This window comes from Streptomyces sp. NPDC001663 (assembly GCF_042893105.1).
In the GTDB taxonomy this organism is placed as follows: domain Bacteria; phylum Actinomycetota; class Actinomycetes; order Streptomycetales; family Streptomycetaceae; genus Streptomyces.
The window spans coordinates 349720-370088 of the sequence record NZ_JBIAUR010000006.1 but is presented as its reverse complement, the minus strand read 5'-3'; the positions used below and the strand labels follow the sequence as shown (position 1 = coordinate 370088).

Annotated in this window: 17 protein-coding genes; 4 read left to right on the top strand and 13 right to left on the bottom strand. The window is 69.8% G+C overall.

Annotated elements, in window-relative coordinates; genetic code table 11:
- Positions 1-85: 85 nt before the first annotated feature.
- The 13 genes from ACFY1L_RS21450 to ACFY1L_RS21390 all read right to left on the bottom strand — a co-directional run bounded on the left by ACFY1L_RS21450 (position 86) and on the right by ACFY1L_RS21390 (position 12474).
- On the bottom strand, positions 86-649 hold the full coding sequence (locus ACFY1L_RS21450; RefSeq protein WP_388826326.1) for an MBL fold metallo-hydrolase: 564 nt from the start codon (positions 647-649) through the stop codon (positions 86-88).
- A gap of 161 nt (positions 650-810) precedes the next feature.
- Positions 811-1533, bottom strand: coding sequence for a FadR/GntR family transcriptional regulator (locus tag ACFY1L_RS21445; protein WP_388826323.1), 723 nt, complete (start codon positions 1531-1533; stop codon positions 811-813).
- A complete protein-coding gene (locus tag ACFY1L_RS21440) occupies positions 1524-2537 on the bottom strand; it encodes an aldo/keto reductase (protein WP_388826320.1) in 1014 nt (337 codons plus the stop codon). Before ACFY1L_RS21440 ends, ACFY1L_RS21445 begins: the two co-directional genes overlap by 10 nt.
- Before the next feature lie 33 nt (positions 2538-2570).
- On the bottom strand, positions 2571-3608 hold the full coding sequence (locus tag ACFY1L_RS21435; RefSeq protein ID WP_388826317.1) for a sugar kinase: 1038 nt from the start codon (positions 3606-3608) through the stop codon (positions 2571-2573).
- A complete protein-coding gene (locus ACFY1L_RS21430; protein ID WP_388826314.1) occupies positions 3605-4234 on the bottom strand; it encodes a bifunctional 4-hydroxy-2-oxoglutarate aldolase/2-dehydro-3-deoxy-phosphogluconate aldolase in 630 nt (209 codons plus the stop codon). The genes ACFY1L_RS21435 and ACFY1L_RS21430 overlap by 4 nt, the downstream gene beginning before the upstream one ends.
- Entirely contained in the window at positions 4231-4992 is a 762-nt protein-coding gene (locus tag ACFY1L_RS21425; protein ID WP_388826311.1) for an SDR family oxidoreductase, read from the bottom strand. Before ACFY1L_RS21425 ends, ACFY1L_RS21430 begins: the two co-directional genes overlap by 4 nt.
- Positions 4989-6032 carry a zinc-binding dehydrogenase gene (locus ACFY1L_RS21420; protein WP_388826309.1) on the bottom strand — a complete coding sequence of 348 codons (1044 nt, stop codon included), beginning with the start codon at positions 6030-6032 and terminating at the stop codon, positions 4989-4991. Before ACFY1L_RS21420 ends, ACFY1L_RS21425 begins: the two co-directional genes overlap by 4 nt.
- Complete coding sequence (locus ACFY1L_RS21415) at positions 6029-6466, bottom strand: RbsD/FucU domain-containing protein (protein ID WP_388826306.1); 438 nt, start codon at positions 6464-6466, stop codon at positions 6029-6031. Before ACFY1L_RS21415 ends, ACFY1L_RS21420 begins: the two co-directional genes overlap by 4 nt.
- Positions 6457-7359, bottom strand: coding sequence for an amidohydrolase family protein (locus ACFY1L_RS21410; protein WP_388826303.1), 903 nt, complete (start codon positions 7357-7359; stop codon positions 6457-6459). The genes ACFY1L_RS21415 and ACFY1L_RS21410 overlap by 10 nt, the downstream gene beginning before the upstream one ends.
- Entirely contained in the window at positions 7352-8677 is a 1326-nt protein-coding gene (locus tag ACFY1L_RS21405) for an L-fuconate dehydratase (RefSeq protein WP_388826300.1), read from the bottom strand. The genes ACFY1L_RS21410 and ACFY1L_RS21405 overlap by 8 nt, the downstream gene beginning before the upstream one ends.
- A 94-nt stretch (positions 8678-8771) precedes the next feature.
- Complete coding sequence (locus ACFY1L_RS21400; RefSeq protein WP_388826297.1) at positions 8772-9809, bottom strand: ABC transporter permease; 1038 nt, start codon at positions 9807-9809, stop codon at positions 8772-8774.
- Positions 9802-11364 carry a sugar ABC transporter ATP-binding protein gene (locus ACFY1L_RS21395; RefSeq protein WP_388826294.1) on the bottom strand — a complete coding sequence of 521 codons (1563 nt, stop codon included), beginning with the start codon at positions 11362-11364 and terminating at the stop codon, positions 9802-9804. The genes ACFY1L_RS21400 and ACFY1L_RS21395 overlap by 8 nt, the downstream gene beginning before the upstream one ends.
- Positions 11365-11409: 45 nt before the next feature.
- On the bottom strand, positions 11410-12474 hold the full coding sequence (locus ACFY1L_RS21390; protein WP_388826291.1) for a sugar ABC transporter substrate-binding protein: 1065 nt from the start codon (positions 12472-12474) through the stop codon (positions 11410-11412).
- A gap of 424 nt (positions 12475-12898) precedes the next feature.
- On the opposite strand from ACFY1L_RS21390, the gene ACFY1L_RS21385 reads away from it, so the two are divergent.
- The 4 genes from ACFY1L_RS21385 (at position 12899) to ACFY1L_RS21370 (ending at position 20342) form a co-directional block, all read left to right on the top strand.
- Entirely contained in the window at positions 12899-15130 is a 2232-nt protein-coding gene (locus ACFY1L_RS21385) for an alpha-L-fucosidase (RefSeq protein ID WP_388826288.1), read from the top strand.
- A 65-nt stretch (positions 15131-15195) separates the two neighbouring features.
- A complete protein-coding gene (locus ACFY1L_RS21380) occupies positions 15196-16749 on the top strand; it encodes an RICIN domain-containing protein (RefSeq protein ID WP_388826285.1) in 1554 nt (517 codons plus the stop codon).
- 307 nt (positions 16750-17056) lie between these two features.
- The gene (locus ACFY1L_RS21375; RefSeq protein ID WP_388826282.1) at positions 17057-17722 is read left to right on the top strand and encodes an SGNH/GDSL hydrolase family protein; all 666 of its coding nucleotides are present in this window, start codon (positions 17057-17059) and stop codon (positions 17720-17722) included.
- A gap of 472 nt (positions 17723-18194) precedes the next feature.
- Positions 18195-20342, top strand: a complete 2148-nt coding sequence (locus ACFY1L_RS21370) for an alpha-galactosidase (protein WP_388826279.1) — start codon at positions 18195-18197, stop codon at positions 20340-20342.
- Positions 20343-20369: the final 27 nt, after the last annotated feature.

Below are 20369 nucleotides of genomic sequence, written 5' to 3'. Positions count from 1 at the left end.
CGACACGACGATCGACCGACCGCCCTGTCCCCACACCCAACCCCCGCAAGCCCCCTAAATCATCCCGGCCGGGAACGTCAGAGCACTAAACGGGCGTCGCCGCCGACGGCACGAAGGGTGCCCCGTGTCCCGGCACGATCAGCGCCGGGCCGAGGGCCAGGACCTTCTCCCTGGCCGCCCGCAGTTGCTCGCGGTCGGGCGCGAAGGGATCGTCGGCGGGTCCCTCGGCGGTCCACCACAGATGGGTCAGGACAACCAGGCCCTCGCCGGCCGTGACCAGGGTGCTGACGTCCTCGGCGGTGTGGCCGGGGGTCGTCATGAGCGTGATCGACGGCGACAACTGGTAGCCGTCGGCATGGCGGTCCTCCCAGATGTCGTCCCGGTAGATGGCCATGTGGTCGTGGAAGCGGGCTCGGGGGAACAGGGCCGCGTTCAGCGTGTGGTCCGGGTGGTGGTGGCTGAAGATCACGTCGGTGACGTCTTCGGGGTTCAGTCCGTGGTGCGCGAGCGGGTCCAGGATGAGTCGGCGGTCCGCGACCATGCCGGGATCGGCGATCGCGACCGTGTCGCCGTCGACGAGCAGGGTGACGGTGCCGGCCACCCGCTCGTCGGCGTAGCCGGTGGTCAGGACGTGGAAGGTAGCGGTCATGAGGGGCTCCTCGGGCGACAGGTGTGGTGTGGGACCGTACAGGCCGGAGACGAACCGAGGATGAAGCTCTTCAGCGCGTTGATCAGCGGCATGACCTGGCCGGCGGTCAGCAGGAGTTCGGCGACCCTTTGCCCTCCGCCACGGCGGCCGGCGCCCGCCCGTCAGTTCCGCGCTGCCGTTCCGAAGGGAAGGGGTTCGCCGGAGCGCAGGTGTTCCCTCAGCCACTGCTCGGTGTTGCTCACATGCAGCAGAGCGGCGGCCTGGCTGAGGGCGGAGTCACGGGTGGACAGCGCGTTGAAGATCGCCTCGTGCTCGGCGAGCGTGCGGCCCGCGGCCTGGGTGTCGACCAGCCCGCGCCAGATACGGGCGCGCAGGGTGCGGCCGGAGATTCCTTCGAGGAGGGTGAGGAGGGTTTCGTTGCCCGTGGCCGAGATGACGGCGCGGTGGAAGGCGGCGTCATGGGCGTTGAGTTGTCCGACGTCGTCACGGGCCTCGCGCATGGCGTCCAAGTGCCGCTTCACCTCGGCCAGTTGGTCGTCGGAGATCCGGGTGGCGGCAAGGGCCGTGGCGATCGGTTCGAGGAGCCGCCGTACCTCCATGAGGTCCTGCAGGGCGACCGAGTCGCCCTGCAGCAGTTCCACCGCGCCGCCGAGCCCCTCAAGGAGCAGGCTCGGCTGGAGGCTGGTCACATACGTGCCGTCGCCCCGCCGGACCTCCAGGACCCGCGCGACGGCCAACGCCTTGACCGCTTCGCGGGCGAGGTTGCGGGACAGCCCCAGCTGTGCGGCCAGGTCCGGCTCCGGCGGGAGCTTCGAGCCCGGTGGCAGGGCACCGGTCCGGATCAGCTCACGGATCTGCTCGATGGCCTTGTCCGTCAGTGACACCGCTCATCCCTCCCCCCACCGTGCCCCGTGAGCACGTCCGACCTGATCAGCCCCTGGGTGCGGAGGTCGTCCCAGAGGCCGTCCGGGATGTGCCGGCCATGGAGTGCCACGTTTCGTCCGACCTGTTCCGGAGTCCGCATGCCGAGGGTGACGTTGATGATACTGGGATGCGTGTGCGGGAAGGCGATCGCGGCGGCGGGCAGGGTGGTGCCGTGCGCCTCGCAGACCTGGGCGATCGCCAGCGCCCGTGCGACGAGTTCCGGCGGGGCGTCCTGGTAGTCGTACTTCATGCCCTCGGCGGGCCGGTCGAGGGAGAGCAGTCCCGAGTTGAAGACGCCGACCGCGACGACGTTCTTCCCGAGTTCCTGTGCGGCGGGCAGGACGTCGTCCAGGCCGGACTGGTCCAGGAGCGTGTAGCGCCCGGCCAGCATCACCAGGTCGGCGGCGGTCTCGCGCAGGAAGCGGGCGAGCATCGCCGACTGGTTCATGCCGGCGCCGATCGCACCGATCACCCCCTGGTCGCGCAGATCCGCCAGCGTGGGCATGGCCTCCTCGGCCGCCTGCCGCCAGTGGTCGTCCGGATCATGCAGGTAGACGATGTCCAGCCGGTCCAGGCCTGTGCGGGTGAGGGTGTCCTCGATGGAGCGCAGCACCCCGTCCCGGCTGAAGTCCCACTGCCGGCGCAGGTCGTCCCGTACGACGAAGCCCTCGGTGTCGACGCCGCGCGGTTCCTCGTTGGGCACCAGCAGCCTGCCCACCTTGGAGGAGATGACGTACTCGTCGCGCGGACGGCCTCGCAGGGCGGCCCCCAGACGACGCTCAGAGAGGCCGAGGCCGTAGTGCGGTGCGGTGTCGAAGTAGCGGATGCCCGCATCCCAGGCCGCGTCGACGGCGGCGGTCGCATCGTCCACCGGGGTGACGCGATACAGGTTGCCGATCACGGAGGCGCCGAAGCCGAGGTCGGTGAGTGAGACGGATGTGTCCTGGATCTTCTGCTGGTGCAAGCCGTGCTCCTGGTACGGGTAAGGGGGCGCCGGTCAGCGACTGACGTGGGCTGAACCGCCCGCGATGAGCGCCTCGACCTCGGTGAGCGAAGCCATGGAGACATCGCCGGGCGTGGTCATGGCGAGCGCGCCGTGGGCGGTGCCGTAGGCCAGGGCGCGCTCCAGGCCGGTGTCGCCTAGCAGTCCGTGGATCAGGCCGGCGGCGAAGGCGTCGCCGGAACCGATGCGGTCCAGAACCTGTAGGCCGGGCATCCGCGGGCCGGTGACGAAGCCGGTTTCGGCGGACCAGCCGGCCGAGGACCAGTCGTTGACGGCGGCCGAGGGCACCTCGCGCAGGGTCGTCGCCAGTACTTTCGCCTGGGGCAGCAGGCCGGCCACCTCGGCGAGCGCGTCCGCCACCTCGTCGGCCCCGATGCGCGCCTGACCCGGATACGTCCCGGCCAGACCCAGGGCCCCCACCACGACGTCGGCCTGCCGGGCGAGCCGCAGGTCGGCCTCGCGGGCGGCGTCGGCGCCACCCCGGCCGGCCCAGAGGCTGGGACGGTAATTGGGGTCGTAGGAGACCGTGACCCGATGACGGCGCGCCGCGGCCATGGCCTCGTCCACGACATCCAGCGTGGTGTCCGACAGACCGGCGAAGATGCCGCCGGTGTGGAACCAGCGCACCCCGGCGGAGAACATGGCGTCCCAGTCGACGTCCCCTTTGCGCAGCTGGGAGACGGCGGTGTGGGCGCGGTCGCTGACACCGAGGGCGCCTCGGATGCCGAAGCCCCGCTCGACGAAGTTGAGGCCGTTGCGCGCGGTGCGGCCGATGCCGTCGTCGGGCACCCAGCGGATCAGCGAGGTGTCGACGCCGCCCTGGAGGATCAGGTCCTCGACGAGCCGGCCCACCGCGTTGTCGGCGAGCGCGGTCACCACGGCTGCCCGCAGGCCGAAGCAGCGTCGCAGTCCGCGCACCACGTTGTACTCGCCGCCGCCCTCCCAGACCTGGAAGGTGCGGGCGGTGCGGATCCGTCCCTCGCCCGGGTCGAAGCGCAGCATGACCTCACCGAGGGCCACCACATCGATCACACCGTGCTCCTCTCCACCGCGTCGGCTGTCAGGCGACGGATCTCCTCGTAGTTGCCCGTCTCCAGATGGGCGGAGGTGGCCAACCAGCTGCCGCCCACGGCGAGGACCGCCGGGTCGGCGAGATAGGCGGCCATGCGGTAGGCGTCGATCCCGCCGGTCGGTACGAAGCGCATCCCGGGGAAGGGCGCCGCGAGCGCCCGCAGCGTCCGCAGTCCGCCAAGCGGCTCGGCGGGGAAGAGCTTGACGGTGTCGAGGCCCGCCCGCAGGGCACGCATCAGCTCCGTCGCGGTGGCGATGCCGGGCACCACAGACACCCCCAGCTCCCGGCACTTCGCGACGACCTCCTCGTCGAAACCGGGCGAGACCACGAAGCGGGCCCCGGCCGCCACGGCCCGCTCCGCCTGCTCGGGCGTGAGGACCGTGCCGGCGCCGACGGCCAAGCCGCCGTGGGCGGCCATCTCCTTGAGCACCCGCTCGGCGCCCGGGGTACGGAAGGTGACCTCGGCGCACCGGGCACCGCCCGCCGCGAGGGCGTCGGCCAGTGGGCCGGCCATCGCGGTGGACGGCACGGTCAGTACGGGTAGGAGGCGGCAGCCGTTGAGTACGGCGTCGAGGGCGGTGCTCATCGGCCGAGCCATCCGCCGTCGACGGGCAGGACGACGCCGTGGATGTAGGCGGCGGCGTCGGAGGCGAGGAAGACGGTGGCGCCGGCGAGGTCGTCGGCGTTGCCCCAGCGTCCGGCGGGGATGCGGTCCAGGATGGCGCGGCTGCGCTGCGGGTCGTCCTGGAGGGCCTGGGTGTTGTCGGTGGCGATGTAGCCGGGCGCGAGGGCGTTGACGTTGACGCCACGCCCGGCCCATTCGTTGGCCAGGGCCTTGGTGAGACCGGCGATGCCGTGCTTGGCGGCGGTGTAGCCGGGGACGGTAATGCCGCCCTGGAAGCTGAGCAGCGACGCGGTGAAGATGACCTTCCCCTGGCCGCGGGCCACCATCGCCGCGCCGACCGCGCGGGTCAGCGCGAACTGCGCGGTGAGGTTGACCTGGAGCACCAACTCCCAGTCCGCGTCGGCGTGTTCGGCTGCCGGGGTGCGGCGGATCGTGCCCGCGTTGTTGACCAGGATGTCCACCGGCCTCTGGCGCCCGGCCAGGTCCGTACCCAGAGTCCGTACGGCTTCGGGGTCGGCGAAGTCGGTGCGGATCGCCTCGAAGGTACGCCCCGTGGCGAGGACGTCCTTTTCCACCGCGCTGCCGGTCTCCTCGAGGCTGGCGCTGACGCCGATGATGTCGGCGCCGGCCTCGGCGAGGGCGCGGGCCATGGCCCGGCCGATGCCGCGCCGCGCCCCGGTCACGACGGCGAGCTTTCCGGTGAGGTCGAAGGCGGTCATGCGGATGCTCCCTCGGTGTCGGTGGTGCAGTCCACGAGGATCTTCATCACGTCACCGCCGCCCTCCAGCGCCTCGAACGCGGCGGGTGCCTGCGTGAGCGGCACGACCTTGCTGATCAGCCGCCCGGCCGGAATGGTGCCGTCGCCGACCAGGGCCACCGCCCTCTCGAAGTCGCCGCGGTCATACAACCGGGCGCCCACCAAAGTGAGTTCGCGCCAGAAGAAGCGGTGCAGGTTCACCTCACGGGGCCGGGGGTGGATGGCGACCAGGCACAGCCTGCCCCGCACCCCCAACACGTCCACGGCGGTGTTCACGCCGCCCGCCGCACCGGACACCTCGAAAGCAACGTCCGCGCCTGCCTCGGCGGTCCACTCACCGACCAGCGCAGGCACGTCTTCTGCGGCCGGGTCCCACGCCGTCAGCCCCAACTCCTCGGCCAGCAGCCGACGGTGAGCGCTCAACTCCACCACCCGCACCTCCGCGCCCGCGGCCCGCGCGACCAGCGCGATCAGGATGCCGACCGGCCCGCCGCCGACCACCACGGCCTTCTCGCCCTCGGTGACCTCGGCGCGGCCCACGTCGTGCACGGCCACCGCGGTGGGTTCGACGAGCGCGGCCCGGTCCAGGGCAAGGGTGTCGGGCAGCCGGATGAGGGTGGAGGCGGGCACGGTCCAGCGCTGCTGCATCGCGCCCGGGGAGTCGATGCCGATGAAGTCCAGGTGCTGGCAGATGTGCTGATGGCCGGAGCGGCAGGCCGGGCAGGTGTCGTCCCAGCGCAGCGGCATCACCGTGACCGCGTCACCGGGCCACCAGCCCTCCACGCCCGGCCCCACCCGCACCACGCGGCCGGACATCTCGTGTCCCAGGACGGCGGGCGCGGCGACCCGGGCGTCCATGTCGCCGTGGAAGATGTGCAGATCGGTACCGCAGATACCGACAAAGGCGGGCTCCAGTTCCACCTCACCCGGACCGGGAGGGGAGGGTTCGGCGGGAGCCGTGTCCAGAGTGCGGGCGGAAACGTAACGGACGGCAAGAGTCATCGTGTCGTCAGGGTCCCTTCAGCGCGGACACCGATGGTCAGCAGCAGGTTGGCGTAGGTACGGGTGTCGGCGGTGACGATCGCCAGCGCCAGGTCGGGCGAGCGGGCGGCGTCGTAGAACTCGTAGCGGCCGAGCGTGTCGACCGGGACGGGTGCCAGCTTCGAGCGGTACTCGGCGATGGCCGGCGGCTCCGGTTCGCCCTCGGGCGGCACCATCACGTGGGCAGCCTCGACGGGCAGGGCGCGTAGCAGGACGTCGAGCACAGCGGTGACGTCGAGCAGACCGGGGGCCAGGTTGAGGTGCACGGTCCTGGCGCGCTCGCCGGTGGCGGTGCTCGCGGGATAGTGGCCGTCGGCAAGCAGGACGCTGGCGCCGTGGCCCGCGCCGGCCAGGGCTTCGAGGACCCCGGGGTGCAGCAGTTCCGTCAGGAGCACGGTGTCCCCTCCTTCGTCGGGGCAGGCGTCAGGTGGTAGAAGGCCGTGGCACTGCCGGCGAGGACGGCGTGGGTCTCGGGGCCTGAGCAGCCGTCCAGGAGTTCCTCAACCGTGGCGGCCCAGCGGTTCCAGCCGCCCGCGAGGTTCGCGACCGGCCAGTCGGAGCCGAACATCAGGCGGTCGGGGCCGAAGGCGGAGAACAGGACGTCCCACACCGGGCGGATGTCGTCGACGGTCCACCTCTCGTGGTCCGCCTCGGTGATCAGCCCCGACACCTTGCAGTGGACCTGGGCATGCCTGGCCAGGGCCCGCACCTGCCGTGCCCAGTCGGTCAGTTCCCGCCGTGCGAGGGGCGGCTTGCCCGCATGGTCCAGGACGAGCGGCAGCTCCGGGAGCCGCTCCGCGAGACGAATCGCCTGCGGGAACTGATGGCTGCGGATCAGCACGTCGTATCCGAGCCCGCGCTCTCCGACCGCTCGCAACCCGCGCTCGACGTCAGGTCGTTGGAGCCAGTGCGGGTCCGATTCACCCTGCACGATGTGGCGTACGGCCCTCAGGTACCGGCCGGCGGACCCCGTCCGCAGGTCGTCGAGGACGTCGCCGATCGCGGGGGATGTCAGGTCCGCCCAGCCGACGACCGCGCCGATCAGCGGGTCGCTGTCGGCCAGGGCGAGGAGGTCGCGGGTCTCGGGCACGGACGTGACGCACTGGACGACCACCGTGCTCGTCAGCCGCCGTCCGGCGATCGGCCGGGTCGCGGCCGAGCGCAGGGCGAGCGGGCTGAAGCTGCGGCGGATCGGCTCATGGCCGGGTTCGTCGAGCCAGGGCTGCGGCCGCAACTCCAGGTCCCAGACGTGGTGGTGGGCGTCGACAAGGGCCCGGCCGTCAGGCACGGGCGGTCCAGACGGGGCCGTCGGGGTACGTGTACTCCTTGAGGGATTCGGGGTGCATCTGCGCGCTCAGCCCGGGCAGGGTCGGTGCGAGGTAGTGGCCGTCGACGATGCGCACCGGGTCGACGAAGTGCTCGTGCAGGTGGTCGACGTACTCGATGACGCGGTCCTCGGTCGTACCGGAGACGGCGATGTAGTCGAACATCGAAAGGTGCTGGACCATTTCGCACAGGCCGACGCCGCCGGCGTGCGGGCAGACGGGGATGCCGAACTTCGCGGCGAGCAGCAGGATCGCGATGTTCTCGTTGACACCGCCGACCCGCGCGGAGTCGATCTGCACGATGTCCACCGCGCCGGCCTGGAGGAGCTGCTTGAAGACGACCCGGTTGGCGATGTGCTCGCCGGTGGCGACCTTGATGGGCTCCAGGGCCTGCCGGATGGCGGCGTGACCGAGGATGTCGTCCGGCGAGGTGGGTTCCTCGATCCAGTACGGCTGGTAGGGGGCCAGGGCGCGCATCCAGTCGATGGCGGGCTGCACGTCCCATCTCTGGTTGGCGTCGACGGCGATGCGGATGTCGTCGCCGACCGTCTCGCGGGCGGTGCGCATGCGGCGTACGTCGTCCTCCAGGTCTGCGCCGACCTTCAGCTTGATCTGCGTGAAGCCGTCGGCGACCGCCTCGCGGGCCAGGCGGGACAGCTTCTCGTCGGAGTAGCCGAGCCAGCCGGGGGTGGTGGTGTAGGCGGGGTAGCCCCGGTCGAGCAGCCGGCCGATGCGCTGTTCGCGGCCGGGTTCGGCGCTGCGCAGGATCTCCAGGGCCTCCTCGGGGGTGAGGGCATCGCTGAGCCAGCGGAAGTCGACCTGGGCGACCAGCTCCTCCGGCGACATCTCGCCGAGGAAGCGCCACACGGGCTTGCCGGCGCGCTTGGCGGCCAGGTCCCAGGCGGCGTTGACGACCGCGCCGGTCGCCATGTGGATGGCGCCCTTCTCCGGTCCCAGCCAGCGCAGTTGGGGGTCGTGGACCAGGGAGCGGGAGAAGGCGCCGAGGTCGGAGCAGACCTCCTCGACGGACAGGCCGACCACGTGCGGGGCGAGGGCCGCGATGGCGGCGGCCTGGACGTCGTTGCCGCGTCCGGTGGTGAAGGCGAGGGCGTGGCCCTCCAGTCCGTCGCCGGCGTCGGTGCGCAGGACGACATAGGCGGCGGAGTAATCGGGTTCGGGGTTCATCGCGTCCGACCCGTCCAGGTGCTCGGACGTCGGGAAACGTACGTCGAGGACGTCCAGGGCGGTGATGCGGGCGGATGCGGGCACGGCGGAGGACATTGCGGCAACTCCTGAGGAGCAGGCGGGGCACAGGGCCCGCTGCGACGGAAGGGTGAGGCGGCTGTGGGAGGTCCGGCGGCGACGGCCGCGCGGGTCACTCCTGGACCTTGCCGCCCGTGATGCGGGAGATGGCGAGGGCGACCAGGATGATCAGGCCGTTGAGGGCGCCGATCCACTGGGCGGGGACACCCGCCAGGGTGAGCACGTTCTGGATCATGAAGAGCAGCAGGATGCCGCAGAACGCCCCGAACATGGTGCCCTTGCCGCCGTTGAGGCTGATCCCTCCGATGACGGCGGCCGCGAACACGGTGAAGATGTAGCCGTTGCCCTGTGCGGAGGCGACGGAGGCCAGGCGTCCGGAGAGCAGCAGTCCGGCGAGGGCGGCGAGCACGCTGCCGGTGACGATGACGATCCACAGCACCCGGTCGGTGCGGATGCCGGCCGCCTTCGCGGCGTCGACGTTGCCGCCGATGGCGTACAGCGAGCGGCCGAAGCTGGTCCAGCCGAGCACCACGATCGCGACGGCGAAGAGCACCAGGCAGATCCAGATGGACGCGGGCATCCCGAACCATTCGGTGGTGCCCAGGTAGAGCATCGACTTGGGCAGCTGGAAGAAGGTCTGGCCACCGGAGATGCCCGTGAGGACACCGCGCAGCACGATCAGCATGCCGAGGGTGACGATGAAGCCGTTGAGGCCGAAGCGGATGATCAGCAGGGAGTTGATCACGCCGACCAGCGCGCCCACGGCGAGCGTGACCGGGATCGACCAGGCCCCGGGCAGCAGCCCGAGACCGTGTCCCGCGCCGGTCGGCACCACCAGCCAGGCCGCCACACCGGGCGCGAGGCCCATCGTGGACTCGAGGGACAGGTCCATCTTCTTGACGATCAGGATCATCGTCTGGGCGAGGACCAGCAGGGCCATCTCGGACATGGTCTGCAGGACGTTGATGAGGTTGTCGGCCTGCAGGAAGACCGGGTTGACGATCTGGCCGACGATCGCGATGACCACGATCGCCGGGACGAGCGCGAGGTCGCGCAGGCGGGCCAGGGGTATCCGGCCGCCGAGCAGCGTGGTCCGCTTCGCCTCGGTTTCCGTGGGGGCGGCGGTGTCCGCGAGGACGGTTTCAGGCATTGAGGTCCACTCCTTCCATCGCGGCCACGAGGTCGTGGTCGTGCCAGCCGCGGGCGATCTCTGAGGTCACACGGCCCTGGAACATCACCAGGACCCGGTCGCACATGCGCAGATCGTCGAGTTCGTCGGAGGCGATGAGCACTCCGGTGCCGGAGGCCGCGGTCTCCTCGACCTTGCCGAGGAGGAACTCCTTGGAGCGCACGTCCACGCCCGCGGTCGGGTTGATCAGGATCAGCAGTCGGGGGTCGTCGGCCAGGGCGCGGGCCATGACGACCTTCTGCTGATTGCCTCCGGACAGGGCGGAGACGGGCAGTTCGGGACCGGGGGTCTTGATCGCCAGATACTCGATCATGCCCTCGGCGAGCCGGTCCCGGCGGCTGCGGCTCAGGAACCCGTTCGAGCCGAGGCGTTTCGGTACGGACAGTGTGGCGTTGTCCGCGATGGACATGTCGGGCACGAAGCCCTGGTGGTGCCGATCCTGCGGGACGAACCCGGCGCCGGCGGCGAGCGCCGCGGGCACACTGCCCGGCCGGGGCCGCTGCCCGGCGATCTCCACCTCGCCCGCCGCTGCCGCCCGCAGCCCCACGACGGTCTCGGCGACCTCGGTACGTCCGCTGCCGGCGGCGCCCGCGAGGCCGACGATCTCACCGGCCCCGACCTGGAAGCTGACGTCGTCGTACGCGTCGCCTCGCAGAGCACTGACGCTCAGTGCGGCCGTGGCGCCGGGAGTGAGGGTGCTCGCCCGCTCCCCTTGCCGGTCGGCCGCCGCCTCACCGGTCATCGCGGCGACCAGATCGGCGCGAGGGAGTTCCGCCACCGGCGCCGTGATGATGTGCCGGGCGTCGCGGAAGACCGTCACCATGTCGCAGATCTCGTAGATCTCCTGGAGATGGTGGCTGATGAACAGGAAGGTCACGCCCTGGCGTTGCAGGTCGCGGATTCGGTCGAAGAGGCGGTTGATGGCTGCCCCGTCGAGTTGGGCGGTCGGCTCGTCGAGGATGATGAACCGCGCCCCGAAGGACAGCGCGCGGGCGATCTCGACGAACTGCCGCTGCTCGACGCTCAGTTCGCCCGCGGAGGTGCGTGGGTCGACGTCCACCGACCAGGTCGCCAGCAGTTCCTGGGCGCGGCGACGGGTGGCCTGCCAGCTGATGAGCCGGTTGCGTCCGTGGTCGTGCCGGTGCAGGAAGAGGTTCTCGGCGACGGTCAGCGTCGGGATGATCGTGGACTTCTGGTAGACGCAGGCCACGCGTTGCCGCCACGCATCCCGCTCGTTGGGCCGGGGTGCAGGCTCACCGCCGAAGGTGACCGTTCCCTCGTCGGGGGCCTGAAGGCCGGTGAGGACGGAGACCAGGGTCGACTTGCCCGCCCCGTTGCGGCCGACGAGCGCGTGGGTCTCACCGGGCCTGATGGTGATCCGGGCGCCGTCCAGGGCCACCGTCGGACCGAATCGTTTGACTATGCCCGTCGCCTCGACGACGGGCGGGCCCGCCGGGACCCGTCCGCCGTCCGCCGGGACGGACACGGGGGTGGCTGCTCGCTCCCCGTCGCTCATCTCAACCGCCTTGTTCTCGTGAGCCGTTGCATGCCGGACAAGGGATCAGCCGAGGTTGTTGCCCCACAGCGACTTGTCGTCGCTCTTGAGGCTGGTGATGCCGCCGTAGGTGCCGCCGTCGGCGGTGACGAGCGGGGCGGAGAGCTGGTCCTCGAGCAGACCGGCACGGACCTGGATGATCGTGCTGTCGTGGTCGGTCTTGCCGGGCTTGAACGTCTTCCCGTCGATCGCGGCCTTGAGGTAGTACAGGGCGTACTTGGCGTAGAGGTCGGCCGGCTGGGAGACCGTGGCGTCGATCTTCCCGGCGGCGATGGACTTGAGCTCCTCGGGGATGCCGTCGTTGGAGACGACGAAGACGTGCTTCTTGTCCTTCGGGTCGACCAACAGCCCCTTCTGCTTCAGGACTTGGAGCGTGCCCGACAGGGCGAAGCTGGACTCCATGTAGATGCCCTTGATGTCCGGGTTGGCGGTCAGGTCGGTCTGCAGCTTCTGCGCGGCGACCGCACCGTCCCAGTTGGTGGGCTCGCCGAACACCTTGATGCCGGGGTAGTTCTTCTTGATGCAGTCGTTGAACGCCTCCGTGCGGTCACGGCCGTTGATGGAGTCAAGACCGCCCTCCAGCATCACGACCTTGCCCTTGCCGCCGAGCTTGGTGCCGAGGTACTGGCAGGCCTTCTCGCCGTACGCGCGGTTGTCGGCCCGGACCACCATGAAGACCTTGCCGCTGTCCGGGCGGGTGTCGACCGTGACGACCGGGATCTTCTTCGCCTCCAGCTGCGCCAGGGTGGGCGCGATGGCGGCGGTGTCCTGCGGGGCCATCGCGATGCCCTTGACGCCCTGGCTGATGAACGTCTGCGCGTTGGCGGTGAGTTTGGCGACGTCGTTCTGCGAGTTGGTGGTCTTGAGCGAGAGGCCGAGCTTCTTGCCGTACTCCGGCGTGTACTTGATGTACGAGTTCCAGAAGTCGGTGTCGGAGCGCGGGTAGTCGACGCCGACCAGCGGCGCGTCACCCGCCGACGCCGACGTGGTGGAGCCGCTGCTGCACGCACTGAGCAACGCCAGTGCGGACAGGGCGGAGACGGCGGAACAGAGGGCGGTTCTGAGTCTCATCGGTGCTTCCTCGCGCCGGTCCCGTAGTGGGAGATGTTTCGCTTCGACGACATCCGTGTATCGCCGCACGGTAGAGATGGGATGTTTATAGGGCGGCTCCGAGTGACCTGTCCAGCCCTCTACCCAAATCGCGATGAAATCCCAGTTCATGAACGCCCATGAGGAGGGGTGGGGTGCCGCTAGAGGAGTATCCATCCCATCAATCGTGGCCACTCGATGACCTGCGGCTGACTATGAAGCCCTGCAAGACATGCCATGTTTGCGTGACTGCAATACGCGCTAGATCAGAACAAAACCGGCAACTCATCCAAGACAGCAGTCGCTTTCATCCCTGCACGCTGGTTGACATCCCCCGGTTACATGGCCGACCTTCATGCGTGGCCCTGCATTCCCCCCTGTCCCCTTCCGCATCAGGGATGTGCCCATGTCGAGCTCGATCAACAGACGCCAGTTCCTGGCCTCCGCAACCTGCGTGGCCACGGCGGCCGTTGCCGGAGGCGTGTTCAGTGCCGGCGTCGCCCAGGCGGCGCCCAGCACGTACACGCCCGACTGGAACTCGGTCGACCAGCACCCGCCGGCCCCGGAGTGGTTCCAGGACGCGAAGTTCGGGATCTACTTCCACTGGGGTGTCTTCAGCGTCCCCGCCTACGACAACGAGTGGTACCCGCGCAACATGTACCAGGCCGGAAGCAACGCGAACCAGCATCACATCGCCACCTACGGCCAGCCCTCGGCATGGCCGTACCACAACTTCATCAACGGAGCGAAGGACCTGGCGGGCAACACCGTGAAGTTCGCGCCGAAGCTGAAGTCGGCCGGCCGGAAGTTCGACCCCGACGAGTGGGTGCAGCTGTTCGTCGACGCCGGCGCCAGGTTCGCCGGCCCGGTCGCCGAGCACCATGACGGTTTCTCCATGTGGGACAGCCAGGTCAACGAGTGGAACTCGGTGGACAAGGGTCCAGGGCTGAACCTGCTGCGGCTGTTCTCCACGGCCATCCGAGCCAAGGGCCTGAAGCTGCTGGTGGCCATGCACCACGCGTACCACTTCAACGGCTTCTACGAATTCGTCCCCGCCCAGACGGATACCAGCCTCAAGAAGCTCTACGGGCAGCTGGGTTCAGCCGCGGAGAACCAGCTCTGGTTCGACAAGCTCAAAGAGGTCATCGACCGCGCCCAACCCGACATCCTGTGGCAGGACTTCAAGCTGGACGCCGTCGACGAGACGCAGCGGCTGAACTTCCTGGCTTACTACTACAACCAGGCAAACAGCTGGGGCCGTGAGGTCGTCGCCACCTACAAGGACGGGATGAACGGCAAGGGCGAGGTCTTCGACTACGAGCGCGGCGGCCCGGCCGACCTCACCACCCCGTACTGGCTGACCGACGACAGCATCTCCAGCAGCAGCTGGTGCTACACCCAGGGCATCGGCTACTACACCATCCCGCAGATGCTGCACTCGTTCATCGACCGGGTGAGCAAGAACGGCAACATGCTGCTGAACATCGCGCCCATGGCCGACGGCACCATCCCCCAGGCGCAGAAGGACATCCTGCTGGGCATCGGTGACCACCTGAGGCGCTTCGGCGAGTCGATCTACGCGACCCGCGCCTGGACCGCGTACGGCGAGGGCCCGACGAAGATGGGCGGCGGCTCCTTCACCACCCCGCACGCCGGAACGGCCCAGGACATCCGCTTCACCCGCAACAAGGCCGACAACGTCCTGTACGCCACCGTCCTGGGCTGGCCCGGCAGCTCACTCACGATCAAGACGCTCGGCTCGGACCGGATCAGCCTCTCCTCGCTGACCTCGGTGAAGCTCCTCGGCTCCACCGCCGGCACCTACATCGACCTTCCCACACCGACCCAGAACTCCTCCGGCCTCACGGTCACCCTGCCGTCCTCGGCGCCGTACAACGCCAACGCCTACGTCCTGAAGCTCACCTTCTCCGGCACGATCCCCGGCCTGCGACCGGCCGCCGGCGCCGTCGCCTTCACGGACGTCAACTACGCCGGCAACGCCACCGTCCTCACCGTCGGCGACTACACCGCGGCCGACCTGACCGCGGCCGGACTGGGCCCGCGCACCCTCTCCTCCCTCCGGCCGGCCCCCGGCTACCAGGTGATCGGCTACTCCGGAGACAACTTCACCGGCACCTCCTGGACGTTCACCGCCGAGAACCCCGACCTCAGGGTCACCGGCAACAACGACCAGATCACCTCGCTGAAGGTCCAGTTCAACCCGGCGACGTACTTCCGGATCACCAACGCCACCAACGGCCTCGCCCTGGACAGCGGCGGCAACGTCGCCTCCGGCTCCAACCTCAAGCAGTGGACCTGGGACGGCAGTTCCAACCTGCAGTGGCATGCGGAGGCTGTCGGAGGCGGCTACTACAGGCTGGTCAACCGCACCAACGGCATGGTCGCCGACGGCTGGGGCGCCACCACCGACGGCTCCGCAGCCAGACAGGCGCCCTGGAACGGCGGCACCAACCAACAGTGGAAGATCACCCACCGGGGCGGCGAAAGTTATTCGATCGCCAACCGCACCACCGGGCTGGTCCTCGACGGCGGCGGCAACGTCACCTCGGGCTCCGTCACCAAGCAGTGGACCTACGGCAGCAGCACCAACCTGCAGTGGACCTTCACGGCGCTGTAGCCGGCGGAACGGTCCTGTTGCGTCCAGGAGTGGATGGGACACAAATGCAGCGAGATGGCATGCATATGACATCCAGTGGGTCGTGGCGGGGGCGTGGGAGGCGTACGGGGGTGCTGGCTGTGGTGACCGCCTTGCTGGCGGCGCTGCTGGCCGAGTGGGGTGTTGCCGGGACGGCGCGGGCGGCCACAGTGGATACGAGCGCGTCCTATGTGCTGGTCAACCGGGGCAGCGGCAAGGTGCTGGATGTGGCCGGCGCGAGTACCGCGGACGGGGCGGGTCTGCCGCAGTGGCCCCGAACCGACGGCGCCAACCAGCAGTTCCGGTTCGTCGACTCGGGCGGCGGCTACTACCGGCTCAGGGCGCAGCACTCCGGCAAGGTGCTGGACGTGCTCAACTACTCCACCGCCGACCACGCGGACATCGTGCAGTGGAGCGACGCGGGCGGCACCAACCAGCAGTTCCGGCTGGCCGATTCGCCGGACGGTTACGTCCGGCTGATCAACCGCAACAGCGGCAAGGCCGTCGAGGTCGACAACGCCTCCACCGCGGACGGCGCCAAGGTAGTGCAGTACAGCGACTGGGGCGGCACCAACCAGCAGTGGCAACTGGTCCGCGCGACAGGAGTGGCGGCCCAGGTGCACACCGCGGGGCGGGTCAAGGACGCCGGAAACACCGTGCAGTACAGCTGGCCCGGCGTGTACTTCGAGGGCCGCGTCAGCGGCACCGGCGTGGGCATCGTGCTCAACGACTCGGCCGCCGACTACGACGTCCAGGTCGACGGAACCACCGTCGCCACACTCGTCACGCCAGGCGACACCACGCACTGGATCAACGGGCTGCAGAACCGTGAACACACCGTCCGGCTCGTCAAGCGCAACGACAGCCCAGGGGACACCAGTGCGTTCGGGGGCTTCCTGGCCGCGCCCGGCGGTGCCGTACTGAGCAGACCGGCGGCCCGCAACCGCCAGATCGAGTTCATCGGCGACTCCCTCACGGTGGGCTACGGCAACCTCTCGAGGTCGCGCACCTGCACCTGGGACCAGGTCAAGCGGAACACCAACTCCGATGTGAGCTACGGCGCCCTCACCGCCCGGCAACTGAACGCCGACTACCAGATCAACGGCTACTCGGGCCTTGGCATGGTGCGCAACTACAACGGAGGCTCGCCGGACGTCACGTACCGGACCTTCTACGACCGTGCCCTGCTGAACGTGTCGGGCGACGTCTGGCAGAACCCGGGCACCTGGCGCCCCCAGGTGGTGGTGATCAACCTCGGCACCAACGACTTCTCGACCGCCATCAACCCCGGTGAGCCGTGGACGCCGGACAGCCTCGCGGCCGCCTACCGCAGCGCCTACGGCGACTTCGTCCAGAAGCTGCGCACGCGCTATGGGGCCGACACGACCATCGTGGCAGTAGGCGCCGGCCAGTACGCCGGCCATGTCCAGCAGATGGTCAAGGCGCGCAACGACGCCGGCGACAGCCGGGTCCGCTACTGGTCCCTCGACGACTCGGGCCTGGACTTCCTCGGCTGCGACTGGCACTACTCGGCCCATGACGACCAACTCATCGCCGGCCGGCTCACCTCGTTCATCGCCGGTCTGCCGACGGGCTGGTGACGGCACCGACCGCCCAGCAGCACCTCAGATCCGGCTACCGGCCGCCTTTCTGACGGTACGTCAGGCGTTGATAGAGGCCAACGGGACGACACGGCGGCCGAGTTGCTGACTCGAACGGCGATTCAGCCCGTTGATCCCGCACTCACTCGTCATGGGAGGACGTCTGCATGAGAAAGTCCTGGACTCTGTCCCTCATCTCTCTCGTCACTGCCGCGCTCGGGGTGACCGCGGCTGATGCGACCCCTGCCTCCGCCGCCTCGACCACGCCCTTGCGGGTCATGCCGTTGGGCGACTCGATCACCTGGGGGTGGGAAGCAGTACGGGCAACGGCTACCGGGGTCCGTTGTGGGACAAGCTTGCGGCGGACGGCCATCCGCCGGACTTCGTCGGCACGTTACGGGGCGGCTCCATGTCCGACCCCGACAACGAAGGCCACTCCGGATACCGCATCGACCAGATCTCCGCACTCGCCGACACCTCGCTGACCCGCCACCGGCCCAACGTCGTGACGCTGGAGATCGGCACCAACGACCTCAACGGGAACTACCAGCCCTCCACCGCCGGCGCCCGGCTGAAGTCGCTGGTCGACCAGATCACCGCCGCCGTCCCCGACGCAACCGTCCTCGTGGCCTCCCTGGTCGTGTCCACCAGCGGCACGGTGGAGCAGTACCGTGCCGCGTACAACCAGGCCATCCCCCAGATCGTGAGCGACGCGCAGGCCGCGGGCAAACACGTCACATACGTGGACATGAGCAGCCTGACCACGGCAGACCTGGCCGACACGCTGCATCCCAACGCCATGGGCTACCAGAAGATGGCAGACGCCTTCCACCGCGCCATCCAGGCCGCGGACGGCGCCGGCCGGCTGAAGGACCCCGCCCCGGCTCCCGCACGCGTGCAGTCCGGCATCGCCGGCAACAGTCTGGATGTCAACGGCGCAGGCACCGCCGACGGGACAGCCGTCCAGATCTAGGGCTGCCGCAACAGCGCAACGGCGGCTACCGGAACCCCGTCTCTGAACGCCGGATGACATGCCGGCGACGCTCCGCGCCCCAGCGATCCGGGGCAGCAGAAGGAAGCCGGTCAGTGGCGGAAAGGACGCCGAGCCCACGGCGCACACCCCTCGGAAGCCGAGTGTGGAGCTGGCTCTGACGTATGACTTGTCGAAGCGCTTCGAAACTGCCATTCTCCCTGACGGGCTGACAACAGCCCAACGGGAGGAGGAGCCTTTGCAGTAGAGGACCTTGTTCCACAGGAGGCTTAGCATTGACTTGCGGCTGGAGGTGAAGCGCTTCGACAGTCTCCACTGGCAGGCCCTGCTCCACCGCATCCCGAGGCCGTGCCCTGCAGACCCCGCCCACGACCTTCTCACCGATGCCCTCGCGCACGAACTGCCGCCCGGCGGTGCGCGGTTCTGCGCGGGCACTGATCTCGAAAGGGCCTCCATGACCAAGGAACACGGGGCTTTCCACTGGGGGCACGAGGCCCTTCGCCTCGAGCTCGACCTCGATGACGACGGCAGCCCGCGCCTCACGTACCTCGGACTGCCGGGCGAAGCGCAGAGAATCCCCGGTGCGTCCCTGCCCCTGGTGGAGGTGACGGCCGCGGGTCACGGCCGTGGCTGGTCGGGCAACCGCCTCGTGGGCACCGACCTCGGCGGGCGTCTGCGCCACCGGACCCATCGCACGACCCACGACGGCGACTGGCACACACTGACCGTGGACCTCCACGATCCGGAAACCGGGCTGGTCGCGGAGGTGAACTACCGGTCACCGAACGGCATCCCCGTGCTCCGCAGCGAGGTGACCCTGCGCAACGAAGGGCGGTCCACGCTGCACCTGGAGTCGGTCAGCTCGCTCGCGGTGGGCTGCCTCACCCCGCAGGACCCGGCGGCCATCGACGCCGCGGACCTGCTGTGGGCCGAGAACGACTGGCTCGCCGAATGCCGCTGGCAGCGACAGCCGATGCGCCTGACCACACCGGCCCACAGCGGACGCGTGAGCCACGCGAACGGCAGAGCCGGCTTCGCCGTGAACGGACAGGGCACCTGGTCCAGTTGCGGGCGCCTCCCCATGGGCGGCCTGACGGACCGGCGTACCGGCCGCAGCTGGGTGTGGCAGATCGAGCACAACGGCGGGGGCTGGCGCTGGGAGTGCGCCGAGCGGGACAAGGCGGCCTACGCGGCGCTGTTCGGACCCACCGACACCCACCACGGCTGGCGGCACGCCCTTGAACCCGGCGGCGTCTTCCGCACCGTACCCGCCGCCGTGTCCTTCAGCGCCGACGGCGGCCCCGACGAGGCGTTCGCCGCGCTGACCCGCTACCGCCGCGCCCAGCGCCGCCCGCATGCCGACCACCAGCGCCTGCCCGTCATTTTCAACGACTACATGAACTGCCTGATGGGCGACCCCACGACCGAGAAGCTGCTGCCGCACATCGACGCGGCGGCCGATGCGGGCGCGGAGTACTTCGTGATCGACGCCGGCTGGTACGACGGCGAGAACGGCGGCTGGTGGGACAGCGTCGGCGCATGGGAGCCCGCCGCCTCCCGGTTTCCCGGGGAGCGCGGGATCCACGTGGTGCTGGACCGCATCCGGGAGCGCGGCATGGTTCCCGGCCTGTGGCTGGAGCCGGAGGTGATCGGCGTACGCAGCCCCATGGCCAAGTCCCTGCCCGACGAGGCGTTCTTCCGCCGCGACGGCATCCGCGTCACGGAGGCCGGCCGGCACCACCTGGACCTGCGCCACCCGGCCGCCCGTGCCCACCTGGACGAGGTCGTGGACCGCCTGGTCGGCGAGTGGGGCGTCGGCTACCTCAAGCTCGACCACAACATCGACCCCGGCTCCGGCACCAGCGCCCACCCCGGCGAGACCCCGGGCGCCGGTCTGCTCGGCCACAACCGCGCCCACCTCGACTGGCTCGACGGCGTCCTGGACCGCTACCCGCATCTGGTGCTGGAGAACTGCTCCTCGGGCGGCATGCGCTGGGACGACGCCCTGCTGTCCCGGATGCAGTTGCAGTCCACGAGTGATCAGCAGAACCTCCACCTCTACGCGCCCATCGCGGCTTCCGCGCCCACCGCCGTCGCCCCCGAACAGGGTGCCGTCTGGGCGTACCCCCAGCCCGAGGACTCCCTCGACGAGGTGGCCTTCAGCATGGCCAACGCGCTCCTCGGCCGGATCCATCTCTCCGGCCGCATTCCCGAACTCGAGCCGGAGGCCCGCGCCCTGGTCCACGAGGCGGTAGCGGCGTACAAGGCCATCCGCGCCGACCTGCCGCACGCCGTGCCGACCTGGCCCCTGGGCCTTCCTGGCTGGGACGACCCCTGGATCGCACTGGCCCTGCGCACCCCGGCTACCACCTACCTCACCGTCTGGCGTCGCCCCGGAACCGACGCCACGGCGACGCTTCACCTGCCCCACCTGCGGGACACCTCCGCCCGGGTCGACCTGCTCTACCCCTCGGTCAGTCGGGCCGCTCCCGCCTGGATGCCCGACGCGGCCGAGCTGAGCGTGACCCTGCCCACCGCGCCGTCCGCCGTCCTGCTCCGCATCAGCCCCACGGACCCAGGCGCCCCTGAACCACGCCACTGAACCACCCCACGCCTGCATCACGAATCG